General features: G+C 68.7%; 13 protein-coding genes. 8 read left to right on the top strand and 5 right to left on the bottom strand.

Translation table 11 applies throughout. The features are described 5' to 3' along the window. The first annotated feature begins 39 nt into the window (after window positions 1–39). The 5 genes from EV650_RS08845 to acnA all read left to right on the top strand — a co-directional run bounded on the left by EV650_RS08845 (window position 40) and on the right by acnA (window position 12,164). Window positions 40–2,067 (top strand): APC family permease, encoded by a 2,028-nt coding sequence (locus tag EV650_RS08845; RefSeq protein WP_134117157.1) that lies wholly within the window; start codon window positions 40–42, stop codon window positions 2,065–2,067. Then, window positions 2,064–3,263 carry a class I SAM-dependent RNA methyltransferase gene (locus EV650_RS08840; RefSeq protein ID WP_134117155.1) on the top strand — a complete coding sequence of 400 codons (1,200 nt, stop codon included), beginning with the start codon at window positions 2,064–2,066 and terminating at the stop codon, window positions 3,261–3,263. The genes EV650_RS08845 and EV650_RS08840 overlap by 4 nt, the downstream gene beginning before the upstream one ends. Before the next feature lie 35 nt (window positions 3,264–3,298). Next, a complete protein-coding gene (locus tag EV650_RS08835; protein ID WP_134117153.1) occupies window positions 3,299–8,188 on the top strand; it encodes a hypothetical protein in 4,890 nt (1,629 codons plus the stop codon). Between the two features lie 10 nt (window positions 8,189–8,198). After that, on the top strand, window positions 8,199–9,131 hold the full coding sequence (locus EV650_RS08830; RefSeq protein WP_134117151.1) for an LLM class F420-dependent oxidoreductase: 933 nt from the start codon (window positions 8,199–8,201) through the stop codon (window positions 9,129–9,131). 243 nt (window positions 9,132–9,374) lie between these two features. Beyond that, window positions 9,375–12,164, top strand: coding sequence for an aconitate hydratase AcnA (acnA, locus tag EV650_RS08825; protein WP_134117149.1), 2,790 nt, complete (start codon window positions 9,375–9,377; stop codon window positions 12,162–12,164). Between the two features lie 70 nt (window positions 12,165–12,234). On the opposite strand, the gene EV650_RS08820 is transcribed toward acnA, so the two are convergent. Continuing rightward, window positions 12,235–13,326, bottom strand: coding sequence for a hypothetical protein (locus tag EV650_RS08820; protein WP_134117147.1), 1,092 nt, complete (start codon window positions 13,324–13,326; stop codon window positions 12,235–12,237). Between the two features lie 103 nt (window positions 13,327–13,429). Here EV650_RS08820 and EV650_RS08815 point away from each other — a divergent pair, with 103 nt between their 5' ends. Next, entirely contained in the window at window positions 13,430–13,981 is a 552-nt protein-coding gene (locus EV650_RS08815) for a HEAT repeat domain-containing protein (RefSeq protein ID WP_134117145.1), read from the top strand. Between the two features lie 97 nt (window positions 13,982–14,078). Beyond that, on the top strand, window positions 14,079–14,531 hold the full coding sequence (locus tag EV650_RS08810) for a GNAT family N-acetyltransferase (protein WP_238174088.1): 453 nt from the start codon (window positions 14,079–14,081) through the stop codon (window positions 14,529–14,531). Here EV650_RS08810 and EV650_RS08805 read toward each other — a convergent pair. Then, window positions 14,514–14,924: an HIT family protein gene (locus EV650_RS08805; RefSeq protein ID WP_134117143.1), complete on the bottom strand. Its 411-nt coding sequence runs from the start codon at window positions 14,922–14,924 to the stop codon at window positions 14,514–14,516. The two genes, EV650_RS08810 and EV650_RS08805, sit on opposite strands and share 18 nt — an antisense overlap. Before the next feature lie 4 nt (window positions 14,925–14,928). Next, window positions 14,929–16,836 (bottom strand): Na+/H+ antiporter, encoded by a 1,908-nt coding sequence (locus EV650_RS08800; RefSeq protein ID WP_134117141.1) that lies wholly within the window; start codon window positions 16,834–16,836, stop codon window positions 14,929–14,931. Window positions 16,837–16,959: 123 nt separating this feature from the next. Between EV650_RS08800 and EV650_RS08795 the strand changes: the two genes are divergently transcribed. Next, window positions 16,960–18,468, top strand: a complete 1,509-nt coding sequence (locus EV650_RS08795) for a CocE/NonD family hydrolase (RefSeq protein WP_134117139.1) — start codon at window positions 16,960–16,962, stop codon at window positions 18,466–18,468. Here the strand turns inward: EV650_RS08795 and EV650_RS08790 are convergent. Both EV650_RS08790 and EV650_RS08785 read right to left on the bottom strand, forming a co-directional pair. Next, on the bottom strand, window positions 18,465–18,959 hold the full coding sequence (locus tag EV650_RS08790; protein ID WP_134117137.1) for a DUF402 domain-containing protein: 495 nt from the start codon (window positions 18,957–18,959) through the stop codon (window positions 18,465–18,467). The two genes, EV650_RS08795 and EV650_RS08790, sit on opposite strands and share 4 nt — an antisense overlap. Window positions 18,960–19,155: 196 nt before the next feature. After that, window positions 19,156–19,656, bottom strand: a complete 501-nt coding sequence (locus EV650_RS08785) for a ribonuclease FAU-1 family protein (RefSeq protein ID WP_238174087.1) — start codon at window positions 19,654–19,656, stop codon at window positions 19,156–19,158. Between the last annotated feature and the right edge of the window lie 40 nt (window positions 19,657–19,696).

The raw sequence follows: 19,696 nt of genomic DNA, 5'->3' as shown, positions 1-19,696 counted from the left end.
ACGCTACACCGGACCGGGGTGCCCTCTAACATCACCGGTGTGACTCCCGCTCTAGGCGATATCGGCAAACGGCTGCTGCTCGGTCGCAAACTGCGCAGCACCCAGCTGGGTGAGACCCTGCTGCCGAAGCGCATCGCCCTCCCGGTGTTTGCGAGCGACGCGCTGTCGTCGGTCGCGTACGCCCCCGACGAGGTCTTCCTGACGCTGTCGATCGCCGGGCTGGCGGCGTACAGCTTCTCCTGGAAGATCGGCCTGCTGGTCGCGTTCGTGATGCTCGTCGTGGTCGCGTCGTACCGGCAGAACGTGCACGCCTACCCGTCCGGCGGCGGTGACTACGAGGTCGCGACGGTCAACATCGGCCCGACGGCCGGGCTGACCGTGGCCAGCGCGCTGATGGTCGACTACGTGCTGACCGTCGCGGTGTCGATCTCTTCCGGGGTCCAGAACGCGAAGTCCGCGTTGCCGTTCCTGGCGGGTCACGAGGTGCCGTTGGCGGTCGGCCTGGTGCTGGTGCTGACCGCGATGAACCTGCGCGGGGTCCGCGAGTCGGGCGGCGTGTTCGCGGTTCCGACGTACATCTTCATGTTCTCGATCATCGGGATGGCGATCTGGGGCCTGATCCGGCTCAGTGCCGGCAACCTGCCGATGGCGGAGAGCTCCGGCTTCGAGGTGCACGCCGAGTCGGGCCACGAGGCCTTCACCGGGCTGGCCGCGGTTTTCCTGCTGGCCCGGGCGTTCTCGTCCGGGTGCGCGGCGCTGACCGGGGTCGAAGCGATCAGCAACGGCGTACCGGCGTTCCGCAAGCCGAAGAGCAAGAACGCGGCGACCACGCTGCTGCTGCTCGGCACGATCGCCGTGACGATGCTGATGAGCATCCTGTTCCTGGCCAGCAAGATCAGGCTCCGGTACGCCGAGGATCCCGCCACGCAGCTGTACCGGGACGGGCGGCCGGTCGGGGACAGCTACACCCAGAAGACGGTCATCGGTCAGATCGGCGACTCGGTCTTCTCGAACTTCACGCCCGGCTTCTACGTGGTGATCGGCGCGACCATGCTGATCCTGGTGCTGGCCGCGAACACGGCGTTCAACGGCTTCCCGGTGCTCGCCTCGATCCTGGCCCGCGACGGCTACCTGCCCCGCCAGTTGCACACCCGCGGCGACCGGCTCGCCTACAGCAACGGCATCATCCTGCTGGCGTTGTGCGCGGCCGCGCTGATCATCGCGTTCGACGCGCAGGTCACCAAGCTGATCCAGCTCTACATCGTCGGGGTGTTCGTCAGCTTCACGCTCAGCCAGTTCGGCATGATCCGGCACTGGACCCGGCACCTGAAGACCGAGACCGACGCCGTCAAGCGGCGGAAGATGATGCGCTCCCGCGTGATCAACGCGGTCGGCCTGACCATGACCGGCATCGTGCTGATCATCGTGCTGCTGACCAAGTTCACCCACGGCGCCTACATCGCGATCATCGCGATGGCCGCGCTGTTCGTGCTGATGAAGGGCATCCGCCGGCACTACGACACGGTCCGCAAGCAAATGTCCGCGGAAGGTGACGAGCCGCTGATGCTGCCGTCCCGCGTGCACTCGATCGTGCTGATCTCCAAGCTGCACAAGCCGACGCTGCGGGCGCTGGCCTTCGCCAAGGCGGCTCGGCCGTCCACGCTCGAGGCGGTCACGGTCGACGTGGATCGGGAGGAGGCCGACGCGCTGCAGGCCGAGTGGGACGCCCGCGGGATCCCGATCCCGTTGAAGCGGCTCGCCTCGCCGTACCGGGAGATCACCCGACCGATCCTGCAGTACGTCCAGGACATCCGGAGGCAGTCCCCGCGGGATGTGGTGATGGTCTACATCCCGGAGTACGTCGTCGGCCACTGGTGGGAACACATCCTGCACAACCAGAGCGCACTGCGTCTCAAGGGGCGGCTCTTGTTCACACCTGGTGTGATGGTTACGTCAGTTCCTTATCAGCTGCTCTCGTCGCAGGGAGCCGAGGAACGGCAGGATCGGGTGGAACGGGTAGCCGGCCAGGTACGGCGCGGAGCCCGCAAGGCGTCAGGAGATCGGTGACAGACGAAGACAGTCTGGTAGGAGCGGTAGTCGAGCTGGAGGTAGGGCCCGTCGCGCACGGGGGGCACTGTGTCGCCCGGCACGAGGGGCAGGTGGTGTTCGTCCGGCATGCGCTGCCGGGGGAGCTGGTGCATGCCCGGATCACGGAGCAGACGGCGAAGTACCTGCGGGCGGACGCCGTGCAGGTGCTGACGCCGTCCCCGCAACGGATCGAGCCGCCGTGCCCGTACGCCGGCCCTGGCCTGTGCGGCGGCTGCGACTTCCAGCACGCCAACATCGTCGAGCAGCGCCGGCTGAAAGCGACTGTGGTCTCGGACACGCTGCGGCGAATCGGCGGGATCGAACGGACCATCGTGATGGAGTCGCCGGGTGACGACGGGCTGGGCTGGCGGACCAGGATGCGGTACGCCGTGGTGGACGGGCGGCCGGGGATGTACGCGCACCGCTCCCACGACCTGGTGCCGATCGACCGGTGCCTGATCGCCCATCCGGGTACGCCGGACGTGCTGTCGGATCGCTGGCCGGGCGTGTCGTCGGTGCAGGCTGTCGTGTCGTCCGAGGGGAAGACCGCCGTACAGACCGATCGGGAGCCTGGTGAGCGCCTGGTCGAGGTCGTCCGTGAGCGGCGGTTCCTGGTCGAGGCGGGTGGGTTCTGGCAGGTGCACCCGGCGGCGCCTGAGACGCTGCTGGACGCCGTACTGAGTGGGCTGGAGCCGGCTGCGGGGGAGACCGCGCTCGATCTGTACTCGGGTGTCGGGCTGTTCGCTGCATTTCTGGCTGAGGCCGGCTGCGCGGTGCTCGCGATCGAGGGTGACAAGGACGCGGTCCGGAACGCTCGGCGGAACCTGCGCGACCTCGAGGGCGTGACGCTGGAGAACGGCGACGTCGACCGCGTCCTGAATGCGGCCGCCGGGCAAGGGCTCGAGCAGGTGGACCTCGTCGTACTCGATCCGCCTCGGACCGGCGCCGGGAAGGACGTCGTACGTCGGGTTGCGGCGCTCGGACCGCGGCGGGTCGCGTATGTAGCGTGTGATCCGGCGGCGTTGGCGCGGGACCTGAAGACTTTTGGACGGCTCGGGTACGGGATCGCGTCGCTGCGGGCCTTCGATCTCTTTGGCATGACACACCACATTGAATGCGTCGCAATACTCGAGCCTGTGGACAGTGAAGTGGCCAGTCCTGGGGGCCTCGGGTAGCGTTCTGGCCTGGATTCCAATGCGCTGGAGACCTGATGCCACTCGTTGACCTGGACGAACCTGACGAGTTGCGGGCCCGCTGGGCCGCACTCGCCGCGGTCGCCCATGCCACGGGCTTCGACCGGCGGTGGTACGCCGACGACGACGGGTACCACCACCAGGACGAGACCGCCTCGGTGCTGCGGATGACGCGGCTCACGGACGGGCGAGTGGTGCTGTGGGGGTTCCACACGCAGTACAGCGCGACCGCGGGCGCCGATCTGCTAGCCGGGTCGCCGGACTGGATCGGGCAGCCGGAGGTGCGGCAGCGGCAGGCGGCCGGCGAGCTGGGGTTCGTGTACGGCGCGTTCAACGGGACCTGGGCGCGGGCGTCGTACCCGGGGGATCCGTGGCAGCCGGTCGACGACGGGTTCGAGCCGATCGGCGGTTGGATCAGGTCGGACGAGGCTGCGGCCGACGAGATGATCGAGTGGGTCGCCGAATGGGCCGACTACCTGGGCGGGCTCGACGAACTACGCCCGTACGGCGTCGAACTGATCCGGACGGCGTTCTCGGGGATCACGGCTGACGCGTTGGGTGCTTTCTTCGCGCCGTTCGGGATCGACCCGCGATCTCCGGTGCAGCCGGACCTGCCTGCGGGGGTCGCGGCGGGGGAGGATTTCAGCCGAAACTTTGCAGTACCGGCAAGTTTCCCCGACGACCCTGACACGGCCGAGGTGTCGGTCGTTGAGGATGTCGTGATTGGAGCACCCGACAGCCGCCCCTCCGGGGACGAGGAGTCGTACGTCGTCCCACCCGGCATCAGCCCGTTCACCGGCCAGCCGATCGACGACCCACCACGCGCGGTCGTCGGATACGACGACCCGGCCACAGGTCACGACTCCGCAGGTCACTCCGTTAGTCGTGACTCCGCTGGTCGTGACGCTGGTGGTCGTGACGCTGGTGGTCGTGACGCCGCCGGGCGTGATGCCGCTGGGCGTGATGCCGCTGGTTCTGACGGCGCTGGGAGTGGCGCAGCCGGGCGTGACGGAGCTGGGTATGGCGCAGCTGCTTCTGACGGTGCTGGGCGTGACGGAGCTGGGCGTGACGCCGCCGACGACTACGGCGTCACGGGCAAGAAACAGGGCTGGCTCCGGCGCCGCAGGCACGACGCCGTACCGGAGGACCACGCCCCCTCGACGTACCCCGCCGGGCCAGCACCCGGCACCTACGTCCCGGACGACGTCGACGGCAGCGGCCTGCCCACCCCGCCGGTGTCGTACGACCCGATCCTCCCGTCCGCCGAACCCCCACGCGTAGGCGGCGGCCGCTACGAAGGCGACGACTTCTACAACAGCCTCTTCGCCGACGCCCCAGCCGCCGCGGCCCCCGCCCCCGACGAACAAGACTGGGAAACCGCCGAACAACCCAACTGGTCCACCCAGGAACCCACCAGCGAATACAACCCGTTCGCCGAAGACACCGCCCCCAACGCCGCCCCCGAATGGACCGGCCCAGCCTGGATCAACGGCCAATGGGTAGAAGACCCCACCACCCAGCCGGCCCCCAACGCGACCCACCCCGGCACACCCGTCCACCCGGACCAGCCCGACGCGACCGCCCACCCGGCTAACCCCGACGCGACTCTCGGCTCGGCCCGCCCCGGCGCGACACCCGGCTCGGCCCAGCCCGATGCGACTCTCGGCTCGGCTCACCCCGGCGCGACCCAGCCCGGCCGCACGGCCCGCCCAGCTCAACCTGGCGCAGACTCTCACCCCGGTCTGTTCAGCCAGTCCGCCCCCGCCCTCCAACAGCCAACCGCCCCACCCACCGACACCCCGCCCGCAGATTCCCCCTTCGCCCCGCCCGAATCCGCTGACGACGTCACGCCCGCCCGCCCGTACGCCCCGCCCGCCGATCTCGAAGACGACGACGCCCCCACCGCCGAGATCGACGCCGTCCTGGACCCATCAGCCAACGAAGTCCTGGACTTATCAGCCAACGAAGAGGAAGAGCCAGCCTCCTTCACCGGCCCATCCCCCTTCGCCCCAGCAGCCCACTCCGAGCCCACCCCCCGCCAGCCCGAGTACGCCGACCCCGCCGGCCCCCAGCACCCCACCAGCCAGGCCCACTACGCCGACCACCCGTCAACCCGAGACCCACAGACTCAACACCCGACCGCACAGCCGTCAACCAACCGCCCCACCCCCGAACACCAGCCCACCGACCACCGCGCCACCACGGCCCGCGCATCCGACCACCCGACAAGCGGAGCGCCCACAACCGACCGCCGTACAACTGAGCGTCAGCCTCTCGACCCGCGCGCAACCACGCACTGGGCATCCGAAGACCCGTACCTCCAGGCCTCCGGCCAACACACCCCACCAGCCCAGCCCAGCCAGTACCCCGCCGCCCCGCAGTCAGCGGACCAGCACACCGCGGACGAGCAGTCGTTGGACCAGCGCTCCACAGACCCGCAGTCAGCGGACTGGGACTCCACGCACCGGCAGACGACGGACGAGGACCCCACAGGCCCGCACTCGCCGCTCTGGGACGCAGAGAACCGCCCAGCAGCCGCCCAGCACCCCACCGACCGCCAGTCGGCGGAGCGCCACACCGGGAGCCAGCAGCAGTCGGAGTACGGGCGCACGAAGACCCAGCCCAGTCGTCGGCAGGCGGGGGACTGGCAGGCGACGGACGAGGACCCGACAGGCCCGCAGTCACCGGCTTGGGAGTCTGGGAACCGGCAGTCAGCGGACCGGCAGCCCATCGATCGGCAGCCCACCGTCCGGCAGGCGACGGACGAGGACCCCACTGGCCCGCAGTCGTCGCTCTGGGGATCGGAGAACCGGCAGGCAGCGCCCCAGCAGCCGACCGGCCGGCAGTCGGCCGAGCGGCATGGCGCGAGCCACGAGTCGGCGGTGTACGCGGAGGCTGACCAGCCGGGGGTGTACGCGGAGGCTGACCAGCCGGGGGTGTACGCGGAGGCTGACCAGCCGGGGGTGTACGCGGAGGCTGACCATCCGGCGGTGCGCGACGACGCGGCTTCCGGCGATGCGCTCGGCCGCCGCGAGTGGGCGGGGGATCAATTCGATCCGGAGACGCGAGGGCCGGATCAGCTGTCCGCGGATGTGGATGCGGACGACCAGACTGCGGAGATTCCCGCGGTGGTTGACGAGCCGAGGGCCGCTGAGGCGTCCGACGTACGGTCGGCATCTCGGGAAACGCTCGGGCGTGAGGTGGACGGCGCTGGAGCCGAGGTCGACCGGCGCGCGTCGCGGTTCGATGCGGTGGATGACGACGAGGACGAGATCTTCGGCCGGCGAGCGCATGAGGTTGAAGCTCAAGTAGAGCCTGACCCTTGGCGGCAACCGCACCCAGAATCGCGGCCCGGCGCAGCTTCCGTGTCGTTGCCGGGTCCTGGACCGAGCCCAGACCCGTTCCCCGGTCCAGGCCCGAGCCCGAGTCCGGAACCGTTCCCCGGTCCTGGACCTAGCCCGGAGCCGTTTCCTGGTCCTGGGCCAAGTCCGGACCCGTTCCCGAATCCTGGACCGCGCCCCGAGCCGAGTCCTGGTCCTGGACCGAACCCAGATCCCTTCCCGGGCCCTGGCCCGAATCCGGAGCCGTACCCAGGTCCTGGGCCAAACCCCGAACCGATGCCTGGTCCTGGGCCGAGCCCTGAGCCGTTCCCAGGTCCCGAGCCAACGCCGGTGCCGGATCCGGAGCCTGAGCCGTTCCCTGAACCCGAGCCTCAGCCGGTGCCTGACCCGGATCGCGAGCCGTGGCCGCAACCGCATCCTGACCCGGAACAGATTCCGCCGCCGGAACCCGAGCCGAACCCGAACCCGGAGTTGGGGCGCGAACCTGAGCTGCCTACCTGGCCGGAGTCCGCGCCCGAGGAGGCGCAGGTAGCTCGCCTCGAGGGCAGCTGGGACATGTACGCCAACGGCTCGGCACCCTCGGCCAACGACACCAACAGCAGTCCCACCGGTGGCGTCTCGAGCACGACTGCCGCGAATGGCCTGGCCCCGAATGGGCTCACCTCGAACGGGACTCGCGCGGACGGACTGCCCGCGAACGGCAACGGGGTCAACGGCCTGGCCGCGAATGGCACTGCCGCCAACGGGCTCGCCGTCAACGGGACCGCCGGGAGTGGGCTGGGCTCGGACAGGCTGGCCCCGAATGGGACGGCGGCTAACGGTCTGGGCCTGAACGGGGCCGCTGGGGTGGGGGCCGACGCGCGAGACGGCTTCGTCGCGGATCCGGAGGATGAGGAGCCGACTGGGTTTGTGCCGGTGGTGGGGGATGACGAGCCGACCGGGACGATGGAGGCGGTTGGGTTCGGCGAGTTGGCTGTGGCGCCGGACGACGACGCGGCCTCTCAGGTGGGCGCCCAAACGGCGGCTGTCGAGCGGATGTCTATACCCGGGCTCGGATTGGTCGGGGGTGGAGGGCCTCGCGTTGTGCCGCAGCCGGGGTCGATTGAGGAGGCTATGCGGACTGAGCTCGAGCGGCCCCGTCCGCGCCCGCAGGAGTCTGATGCGGTGCTGGCGTTGCGGGCCTGGTGCCGGGCTCGTACGGCGATCGTGCCGTCGGGGTTCACGATTCAGGTGCAGGTGCTCGATCCCGGTGCGCCGTCGTACCGCTTCGATCTGGAGCCGCCGGAGGTCGACGACCCGGAGTATGCGTCGGACAAGCTCAGCGGGCTCCTCGGCGATCTCTGGTCGACCGAGCAGCAGAGTGACCTGGGCGGCTGGCTGTTCGCCCGGATCGACGCGGCTGGGCGGACGCTGCGGATCGACCGGTGGTACGACCAGGTGCCCGACTGGTGGGACAACCCGATCGAGCCCCGGCTCGACGTCAACGGGCTGGTACGCCGTCTGTACAGCCGCGGTCCGCAGTGGCAACCGTCGTACCTGGAGAAGCTGTACACCAGCGCAAGATAGCGTTGGCGCCATGCTTCTCAGGATCTTCACCGAACCTCAGCAAGGCGCCTCGTACGACGACCTCCTGGCGGTGGCCCGCAAGACCGAGGAGAACGGGTTCGACGCGTTCTTCCGGTCCGATCACTACATGGTCATGGGCGACAGCGACGGTCTCCCGGGCCCGACGGATGCCTGGATCACGCTGGCCGGCCTCGCCCGTGAGACCAAGCGGATCAAGCTCGGCACGCTGGTCAGCTCAGCGACGTACCGCAACCCCGGCGTACTCGCGATCTCGGTCGCGCAGGTCGACCAGATGAGCGGCGGCCGCGCCGAGCTCGGTCTCGGCGCCGGTTGGTACGAGGCGGAGCACAAGGCGTACGGACTCGACTTCCCCGACACCCCCGGCCGCTTCGACCTGCTGACCGAGCAGCTCGAGCTGATCACCGGCCTGTGGGACACCCCGCTGGGGGAGAAGTACAACTTCGAGGGCAAGCACTACCAGCTCACCGACTCACCGGCCCTGCCGAAGCCGGTCCAGCAGCCGCACCCGCCGATCATCGTCGGTGGCGCCGGCAAGAAGCGGACGCCGTCCCTCGCCGCGCAGTACGCCGCCGAGTTCAACGCAGGCTTCCGTAGCGTCGAGGAGACCGAGGTCCTCTTCAAGCGCGTCCGCGCCGCGTGCGAGGCGGAAGGCCGGGACCCAAAGACCCTCAACCTGTCGACCGCGCACACCGTTGTCGTCGGCAAGGACGACGCCCAGGTCAAGCAGCGCGCCGACGCCATCGGCCGCGACGTCGACGACCTCAAGGCCAGCGCCATCGCCGGCACACCAGCCGAAGTAGTCGACCGCATCAGCCAGTACGCCGCCATCGGCTCCCAACGCCAGTACGTCCAGATCATGGACCTCCAAGACCTGGCCCACCTCGACCTCATCGCCGCCGAAGTCCTATCCCAGGTCTCCTGAGCCAGGAATCGGGGCCTTGGACGGTGTCTGGTGGGCTGAGACAGGTTATTTCCTGTGGCACGCCACCAGTGCTTGTTCAAGCCCCCGGTTCTGGCTGGCGGGATACCGGAGGTGGCTCGATGTCGTGTATCTTGATGTCGAGAGACTTTGTGTCGGGAGGTTAGGGGAACCTGACCTCGCGGCCGGTCGACGCGCTGGGCAGGATGGGCGCAGCGGACACGGACTGGACAGAGGAGCGGGTTGATGGCGAGCGTCGACAGCTTCGGTGCCAAGGGGGCACTCGAGGTCAACGGGCAGTCGTACGAGATCTTCAGGTTGGCGGGTATCGAGGGTGCGGACACGCTGCCGTACTCCTTGAAGATCCTGCTGGAGAACCTGCTGCGCACCGAGGACGGCGCGAACATCACCGCCGAGCACATCACCAAGCTCGGCAACTGGGACGCGAACGCGGCCCCTGACACCGAGATCCAGTTCACTCCGGCCCGGGTGATCATGCAGGACTTCACCGGTGTGCCGTGTGTGGTCGACCTGGCCACGATGCGCGAGGCGGTCGCCGAGCTCGGTGGCGACCCGACCAAGGTGAACCCGCTGGCTCCGGCCGAGCTGGTGATCGACCACTCCGTCATCACCGACGTGTTCGGCCGCGCGGACGCGTTCGAGCGCAACGTCGAGTTCGAGTACCAGCGCAACGGTGAGCGCTACCAGTTCCTGCGCTGGGGCCAGACCGCGTTCGACGACTTCAAGGTCGTCCCGCCGGGCACCGGCATCGTGCACCAGGTGAACATCGAGCACCTCGCCCGGACCGTCATGGTCCGCGACGGCGTGGCGTACCCGGACACCTGCGTCGGCACCGACAGCCACACCACGATGGTCAACGGCCTCGGAGTGCTCGGCTGGGGCGTCGGCGGTATCGAGGCCGAGGCCGCGATGCTCGGCCAGCCGGTGAGCATGCTGATCCCGAAGGTCGTCGGCTTCAAGCTGACCGGCTCGGTGCCGGCCGGCGCGACCGCGACCGACGTGGTGCTGACCATCACGCAGCAGCTGCGCAAGCACGGCGTGGTCGGCAAGTTCGTCGAGTTCTACGGCGAGGGTGTCGCGGCGGTGCCGCTGGCCAACCGCGCCACCATCGGCAACATGAGCCCGGAGTTCGGCTCCACCTGCGCGATCTTCCCGATCGACGACGTGACGCTGGAGTACCTGCGGCTGACCGGCCGCAGCGACGAGGACGTCGCCCTGGTCGAGGCGTACGCCAAGGAGCAGGGTCTCTGGCACGACCAGTCCGTCGAGCCGCGCTTCTCGGAGTACCTCGAGCTGGACCTGTCGACCGTCGTACCGTCGATCGCCGGCCCGAAGCGGCCGCAGGACCGGGTCGCGCTGAGCGAGGCCAAGGAAGGCTTCCGTGGCGCGCTGACCGACTACGCGACCGAGGAGACCGAGGTAGACCCGTCGGAGACCGGCAGCTTCCCGGCCAGCGACGCGCCGAACGGCCACGGTCACGTCGACGACGCGCCGCACACCCCGCACGGTGGCCCCGGCCGTCCGTCGAAGAAGACCAAGATCACGCTGAACGGCGCGGAGACCGAGCTCGACCACGGCCACGTCGTGATCGCCAGCATCACCTCCTGCACCAACACCTCGAACCCGTCGGTGATGATGGCCGCCGCGCTGCTCGCCAAGAACGCGGTCGACAAGGGCCTGTCGAGCAAGCCCTGGGTGAAGACGTCGCTGGCGCCGGGTTCGAAGGTCGTCACGGACTACTACGAGAAGGCCGGCGTCACGCCGTACCTGGACAAGCTGGGATTCCAGCTGGTCGGCTACGGCTGTACGACGTGCATCGGCAACTCGGGACCGCTGCCCGAGGAGGTCTCGGCCGGTGTCCAGGAAGCCGACCTCGCCGTCGTGTCGGTGCTGTCCGGCAACCGGAACTTCGAGGGCCGGATCAACCCGGACGTGAAGATGAACTACCTGGCGAGCCCGCCGCTGGTGATCGCGTACGCGCTGGCCGGCACGATGGACTTCGACTTCGAGACCGATGCCCTGGGCAAGGACACCGACGGGAACGACGTGTTCCTGAAGGACATCTGGCCGGCCACCGACGAGGTCGAGCGAGTGATCGCGAGCTCGATCAGCAAGGAGATGTTCACCAAGGACTACGCGGATGTCTTCGCCGGTGACGAGCGCTGGCAGTCGCTGCCGACGCCCGAGGGCAAGACGTTCGCCTGGGACGCTGAGTCGACCTACGTGCGCAAGCCTCCGTACTTCGACGGCATGGCGAAGGACCCGTCGCCGGTGACCGATATCGCCGGCGCGCGCGTGCTGGCCAAGCTGGGCGACTCGGTCACCACCGACCACATCTCGCCGGCCGGTTCGATCAAGGCCGACAGCCCGGCCGGCAAGTACCTGGCCGACCACGGTGTGGACCGGAAGGACTTCAACTCGTACGGTTCGCGTCGCGGCAACCACGAGGTGATGATCCGCGGCACGTTCGCGAACATCCGGCTGCGCAACCAGATCGCGCCGGGCACCGAGGGCGGCTTCACCCGCGACTTCACGCAGTCCGATTCAACTCTGGCCGACGCGCCTGTTACGTCGATCTACGAAGCCGCGCAGTCGTACGCCGAGGCCGGTACGCCGCTGGTCATCCTGGCCGGCAAGGAGTACGGCTCGGGTTCGTCGCGCGACTGGGCCGCCAAGGGTACGGCGCTGCTCGGGGCGAAGGCCGTCATCACGGAATCCTTCGAGCGCATCCACCGGTCGAACCTGATCGGCATGGGCGTGCTGCCGCTGCAGTACCCGGAGGGTGAGAACGCGGAGTCCCTCGGCCTGACCGGCGAGGAGACCTTCGACATCACCGGCGTGACCGCGCTGAACGACGGCGACGTCCCGGAGACGGTGCACGTCAAGGTCACCGCGGCCGACGGCGGCGTGAAGGAGTTCGACGCGGTCGTCCGCATCGACACCCCAGGCGAGGCCGACTATTACCGCAACGGCGGCATCCTGCAGTACGTGCTGCGGTCGCTGATCGCGAGCTGACGACGAGGACGGCTGGGGCGTCGTCGACGCCCCAGCCTTCCCCCCAGCTGACTGGTCGCGCTGCCTGGAGCTACCGGACGACCTGATGGTCCGGGCGCTCGGCGCCGGTCCGTTGGGCTGGGGCGCTGCCGGCGGTGGACGGCGTACCGGTGGGTGATGCCTGCGGGCTCAGCACCTCGTCCGGAGTCAGCTCTCGGGTGGCTGCCGGCTGTTCGGCTACGACGTCCCGTTCAGGCGTACTGGATCCGAGCCTGGCCAGGCTTCTGCCCGCGGTGACCAGCACCCCGGCGGTGTCCTGACCGATCGCGTAGCCCCACTTCTCGGCAGCCTCGATCGTGCTGATCGTGTGGACCTTCATGGTGCTGAGTCGGGCCCACTCACGTCCTGCCGCGCGCTGAACTTCGGTGACGTTGATCTCGAGACCCCTGGCGTCGATCGCGGCGAGTACGCCGGGCTGCTGCGCCTCGGCCACCACGCTCACAGCGAGGCCGAACCGGTCCGTCTTCACGCTCTGCACCAAGGTATTGAACACGAGCTGCCGCGGGCGGTCGGTCGCGTCTGCGAGCCCGTCGGCCAGGCCGCGGGCAGCGGCGGTCGGCGCGGTCGAGACCTGGTTGAGCCGGAACACCGAGCTAGCCAGCAGTCCCGCCGTCGGCCCGTGGCCGACGAGAGCGGTCTCGGGCGGGTCGGCCTCGTAGGCGTCGCCCAGCCCGTTGGCAGCCATCACCGCCTCGGTGATCTCGTACGTCAGCTGCTCGTTGAGCGCGCGGTCCAGGCTGCGATCACCGGCCGGCAGCGCCCGGTCGAGCGGCTGGTCGAGGGGCCGGTTCGCCCTCGGCTTGAGTCCGGTCGGCCCGGCCATCCGCAGTCCTTCGTAGATCACGCTGTACGCCGCGTCCCGGGTCGCCTTCGGGTTCCACCACCGGTCGTGGCCACCGCCGATCGCCCGGTGCAGCGGTGCGATCACGTGCCGCGGGTGCAGGTGGATCGTGCCGTCGACGTCGGCCCGGCTGCGCGTCCGGCTGGTCGTCGCAAGCACGCCGACGTTGCCGTTCCACCACTGGTTCTTCGGGGCGCCGACGGCTTCGTGCGCGGAACGGATGAGTCCGGCAACGATCCGGTAGTCCTCCGAGGCCGGGTCGAGCAGTCGTACGTCGGGCATCCAGGCACCGTCCTCAGTGAGTTTGTCGCTGGCTCGGTGAGCGTATTGACGGCTGGGGTCACGGGAATCGGAAGTTGTCGGTGGCTCGCGGTTTACTGAGGTCATGAGGGACTCACCGCGCGAAGTCGTCCGTGCTGCCTGCGCGGAGTACGGCGAGGACGTCGTGATCGACTGGTGCATTGCCTTCCTCACCGGGGAGATCTCGGGGGAGGCGGCGTACGGCGCTGAGTTGCCGAAGCTGATCGCGATCACCGGGTCGGACAACCCGGGTGGGTGGAAGGCCCCTGTTGATCCGGTCAACTACTACTGGATCCGGGTTTGGGCCGCTCGGGTGTTCCTGTATGTGTGGCGGGACGACCTCGTCGGCGTTCTGCTGCAGGCGGCGGGCGATCCGGCGTGGCGAGTCCAGGAGCACGTTGCCAAGATCACCGCACAACGCGAGCTCGGTCAGCTCGTCGACTCGCTGCTCCCGATGCTCGAGCATGACCTGCCGCGCGTTCGGGCGGCGGCCGTTCGTGCGGTCGGGGCCGCGGGCGAGTTCGAGCACGCCGACGCGATCCGCCCACTTGCCGACGACCCTGATCACACAGTCCGCGCCGCCGTAGAGCGCGCCCTGTCCAAACTGGAGGACCGCCTTGACCGACCCGTCCACTAACCACCCCGGAACCACCGACCGTCCCGGAACCGCTGTCGGTCCCCGGCCGGCTGGATCGATCTCGGCTCGGCCTGCGACGGCTGCTGACGGCGCGGCGGTGGGGGAGATCCACGCTGCGTCGTGGGGAGCGGCGTACGCGCCGTTGTTTCCGGAGGACGTCGCGAAGGAAGGCATCGAGAGCCGGAAGACCCGCTGGCACGCGCGGATCGCGGACGGTGAAGGCCTGATCATGCTCGGGTTCGTCGGCGAGCGACCGCTGGCGATGTCGTGGTCCAAGCCGTCCGAGACCCGCCCCGGATTCACCGAGATCCTCAGCTTCTACACGCACCCCGACAGCTGGGGGAGCGGCGTCTCCGCCGCGCTGATGGACGCCACTCTCAAGACCCTTCGCACAGACCGCGTGCATCTGTGGACGTTGCGCGACACCCCACAGTCACGCCGCTTCTACACGAAATGCGGCTTCACCGAGACCGGCGCAACCCAGACCCGCGACTTCGGCGACGGCAACCCCCTCGCCCAGGTGGAGTACGAGCTAAAGGACGGCGCGTAGCTTGCCGGCGTATTCCTCGGCCTCGGCCTCGTCGGCGTACTTCGTCCGTGGCCAGAAGAAGCCGCGCAGCCCGTCGCCCTTGGTGCGGGGGACGACGTGGACATGCAGATGCGGCACCGACTGCGACACGACGTTGTTGGCGGCAACGAACGACCCCTGTGCGTCGAACGCGGTACGCACGGCGTCCGCTACCGACCGTGCCGCGCCGAAGAGCGGGACCATCAGCTCGTCAGGCAGCTCGACCAGCGTCGGGATATGAGTCCGCGGCACGATCAGCGTGTGCCCTTTGAACACCGGCCGTACATCCAGGAAGCCGACGACCTCCGGGGTGTTGAGCACGATCTGCGCCGGCGTCGTACCCGCGATGATCGAACAGAAGAGACAGTCCGCCACCGGCTCACCCTAGCTTTTCGTCGACGAAGCACCAGCGCCAGGTCTCACCCGGCTCGAAGCTGCGCATCACCGGGTGCTTGTACTCGTCGTAGTGCTTGCTCGCGTGCTTCATCACCGACGAGTCGCAGCACCCGACGTGACCGCAGCCCAGACACAGCCGCAGATGGACCCAGTTCCCGCCGGTGGCCAGGCATTCCTCGCAGCCCTCCGGAGTGTTCGGCGTGACCACCAGCGGCGCCTCGTCGAGGTGCTCGCACAACCCGCCCGGCAGCATCTTCGGCTTCAGGTCCTCCGAGCGCCCGCCGACGTCGTCGTCCTCGTCCCGGTCCAGGATCGACTCCTCGATGTCGAGCGCGTTCTGCGCCCGCTGCAGGACCTCGTCGGCGACCAGGCCGGCGTCGCGGACCTTCAGGATGTGTGTGCGTTCCGCGTCCAGCATCGCGATCCGCAGCCGCCGGTACGTCTCGCTCGGCGTCTCGTACTCACTCTCCGGCCGCCCAAGTCGCTCCCACGCGGCCTGCGTCCGCGCCTCACCCCGCTGACGCAGGATGTCGAGCACGGCCGGCGGGTCGGACGGCGTGGTGATCTCCTCGAGCTTCTCGATCGCGGCCCGATGAGCCCCCTGGAGTACGGCGGCCTCCTGCAACGCATCCTCGGCCGGATCCGGGCCAGGCAATTGCAACCGGCGTACCAGCCAGGGCAGCGTCGAGCCTTGGACGAGCAGCGTGCCCGCGGTCACGGCCAGCGCGATGAACACGAGTACTTCGCGATGCGGGGTGTTCTCGGGCAGCGTGAAGACGGCCGCCAGCGTGACCACGCCGCGCATCCCAGCCCACGACACCACGATCAGGGCACGTCGCGAAACAGGCCCCGGGCGGGACGGACCCAGGAAGCGCCGCGACAGCAGCGTCGTCGGGATGACCCAGATCGGCCGGAGCAGGACGACCGCGAGGAACACAGCGACAGTCGTCACCGCGATCAACCAGGCTGGTAGCGGGCTCGCGCCCAGGGCGTCGAGGATCCACCGGGTCTGCAGCCCGATCAGCAGGAAGACCGTGTTCTCCAGCAGGAACTGGAACGTCCGCCAGTTGGTCCGCTCCGACATCCGCGACTTGGCCGACTGGATGATCGGCGCCTTGTGGCCGAGCAGCAGCCCGGTGACGACGACGGCGAGTACGCCGGACGCGTGGACGTAGTGGTTCTCGGCCGCGATGTAGGCGATGAACGGCGCGGTCAGGCTGAGCGTGGTGTCCAGGACCGGGTCGGTGAACTGGCGGCGGATCTTCGCCAGCACGAACGCGACGATCAGGCCGACGAGGACACCACCGCCGGCCGCGCGCAGGAAGTCCAGGCCGACGTGCAGCACGGTCGGGGCCACGATGGCAGCGGCGAGCGCCGTACGCAGGCAAACCAGCGCGGTCGCGTCGTTCATCAGGCTCTCGCCCTCGAGGATCGTGACGATCCGGCGGGGGAGACCGACCCGCCTGGCGATCGCGGTCGCGGCCACCGCGTCGGGCGGCGCGACGATGGCGCCGATCGCGAACGCGGCCCAGAACGGCAACGGCTGCTGACCGATCGACTCCGCCACCCGGCCGAGCAGCCACCAGGCGACCACGCCGACGCCGAGTGCGGTGAACGCGACCAGGCCGACCGACAGCAGCCCGATGGACCGGCGGTGCTTGGAGAAGTCGACCAGGCTGGTCTTGATGGCGGCCGAGTAGAGCAGCGGCGGCAGGAAGCCGACCAGGACGACCTCGGGCGCGAGCTCGATCCGGGGGATGAACGGCAGGTATGACACGGCGATCCCGATGACCACCAGCAGCAGCGGAGCCGAGATCCCTATCCGCCGCGCCAGCGCGGCACCCGCCGCGACGACGGCGACGAGGGCGACGAGCTCGATCGCGATATGCACGCGCACAGTGTCGCAGCGGAGGACCGTTTTCCGCTCACTGGTTCGCGCACGGCTGAGCGCAGGGTCTGGTCAGTCGAGGGGCAGTCCCATAACGTGTGAGCAGCCGATCACCAGGAGTCATCGATGCGTCGTCGTGTGCTTGCTCTGGCGGGTGTGATTGCTCTGCTGCTGTCGCCCGTCGTTCCGGCTGCAGCGGCCAGTACGGTGACCAATGGGTGCGTGGCGTCGGTGCCAGAGCCTGGTACGACGACGCCGGTACGGATCTGCTACTCGCTCTTCAAACCGTCCACCGCGTCGGCGCAGCACACCGTGCCGTTGATCTTCCACAGTCACGGCTGGGGTGGCAGCCGGACCACGGATCCGGCCGCGTTCAAGGACTGGCTCGACGCGGGCTTCGGGGTGCTGAGCTTCGACCAGCGCAGTTTCGGCGAGAGTACGGGCGTCGCGCACGTGATGAACCCGGACTACGAGGGCCGCGACGTCGTGAAGCTCGTCGACCTGGTCGCCGGCCTCGACTGGGTGACGAAACAACGGCCGGGTGACCCGTTGATCGGCGCGATCGGTGGGTCGTACGGCGGCGGATACCAGTTCGCCGGCGCGTTCACCGAGCTACGCGACAGCGGCCGTACCCGGTTCGACGCGCTCGCTCCGGAGATCACCTGGTGGGATCTCAAGCAGAGCCTGGCGCCGCAGGAAGCGGCCCGGACGATGTGGCTGTCGATCCTGTTCGCGGGCGGCGGCACTCACCTCCCGCCGGCGGTGTCGGCGGCGTTCGTGGCGCTGATCGCGACCGGCGCCTGGCCTGCCGGGAAGGCTGGCCGGGATCTCGACGCGTTCTTCGCGCACAACGGGCCGGCGTGGCACGTGCAGCAAGGGCGCAAGCTGGACATCCCGGTCCTGTTCGGGCAGGGCATCTCGGACAACCTGTTCAACCTGAACCAGGGCCTGGCGAACTTCGATCACGCGCTGACGGCTCGATCGCGGGCGCGCTCGATCTTCGTCGGATACAACGGCGGTCATACGCTGCCGAGCGTCGTACCGCCCGGCTATGCGACCGCTGGTGACCCGTGTTCGATCGCGCTCGGATCGCCGACGTTCGCGAGCCTGTCGATCCGTTTCATGCAACTGCAGCTGCTGCACAAGTCGACCGGGCTGACCGGCTTTGGTACATACCACTTGTCGACCGCGGACGGTCGTTGCCTCACGCAACAGAATCTGACGCCGAACAAGAGCTTCCGGCTCGGCAAGATCGTTGCCCCGACCGGCGTCGGCCTGCCGGTGAACCTGCCGATCGCGAAGGGACCGATCACCATCGCCGGTACGCCGAAGCTGACTGCGAACGTCTACACGGTGATCCCGCAATCGGCGGCGTACTTCGCGCTGAGCGTCGGCACGAGCCCGTTGACGGCGAAGGTCGTCCAGAACAACACCATGCCGCTACGTGAGAAGCGCACCGCACGCGGCGTACGGCGGACGATCGAGCTCCCGGCGATCGCGGTCGACGTACCGGCAGGTCAGAACCTCTACCTGACCGTCGCCCCGGTCGCCGACATGTACGCCGGTCAGCGCGGACCGCTGCCCGGCGTCATGATGCTCAAGAACGGCACGCTGGCCGTCCACCTGGCCCGCTAGCGGATCTTGTCGAGGTAGGTCTTGTAGACGGTGAGGAAGGGCTCGTCGGTGGACACCGCGCGTACTAGCCAGTCACAAGTCTGCTGTGCGGTGGCGATCACGTCGGCCGGGTAGCCGTACTGCACCTGGTGCTCGGCGAACTCGTCCTCGTCGTCGACGAACACGGTCCCGTCGCGACGCTTGATCACGTCCAGGTCGAGATCGATCATCGTCACCACGTCGTCGGAGAACTCCACCGGCGTGGTGATGTCCGCGTAGATCTCGGTGTACCGCGGCTCGTCGTTGAAGATCGCCGTGAACCACTTGTCTTGCGGAAACAGCTGCACATGCGCCTGCTCCTGCGTGATCGTCGGCTCGTCCCCGCGCTGTGACACCGATCCGGCCGGCGCTCCGAGCCACACGCCGTACTCGTCCTCACCCAAGAAACGCATCCACTGATGCCAGTGCAACTTCTCGTCGAACTTCCGGTACACGACCCTGACATCACGCATGGCCCATAACTTATCCCGCCTGGGGGGCGGGTTTGCGCGACTGCAGGTTTATGCAACTTTGCTGTGGGGAGTGGACCAGTCGCGCAATGCGACGGAGCATGGTGGGGTGCCGGCCCAAGGCCGTCATTGTGATCGGCCCTTGTCGGCTCAGGGGGGCTCCTAGCCGACGGGGGCCGGTTGCCGCCTGAGCGGGGGTTTACAGGCTGCGGATTTGTTCGAGGTAGGGCTTGTACGCCGTGGTGAAGGGTTCGGCTGTGGTGATGGTGGCGGCCAGGTGGTTGCAGGTGGCTCGGGCGGTGGCTATGACCTGGGGTGGGTAGTTGTACCGGACCTGGTGCGCCTGGAACTCGTCTTCGTCCATGACGTGGACGGTGCCGTCTCGAAGCAGGCGGATGTCGAGGTCCAGGTCGACGGTCGTCACGGAGTCGACGCCGAACTCGGCGGGCATGGTGATGTCGCAGTAGATCGCGGTCTGGTGAGGGGTGTCGTTGAACAGCGCGCTCCACCACTGGCCGTACGGGAACAGCCGGACCCGGTGGTGGTCGATCGTCGTCCAGCTGCCGTCCGCCCGCTGGCCACGGGTGCCGGGAAGCGAGCCGACCCAGAGGCCGTGCTCGTCCTCGCCGAGGCGGACCGCCTCGACCAGGCGATGCGGCTGTCCGTCGTACTTCCGGAACAGCGTCCTCACCATCTCCATACAATTACCCTAAGTGAGACGCACGCCACGTCGAACCAGC

It is taken from the genome of Kribbella kalugense, from assembly GCF_004365875.1.
GTDB lineage: Bacteria > Actinomycetota > Actinomycetes > Propionibacteriales > Kribbellaceae > Kribbella > Kribbella kalugense.
This window is presented reverse-complemented; position numbering and strand designations above follow the sequence as displayed.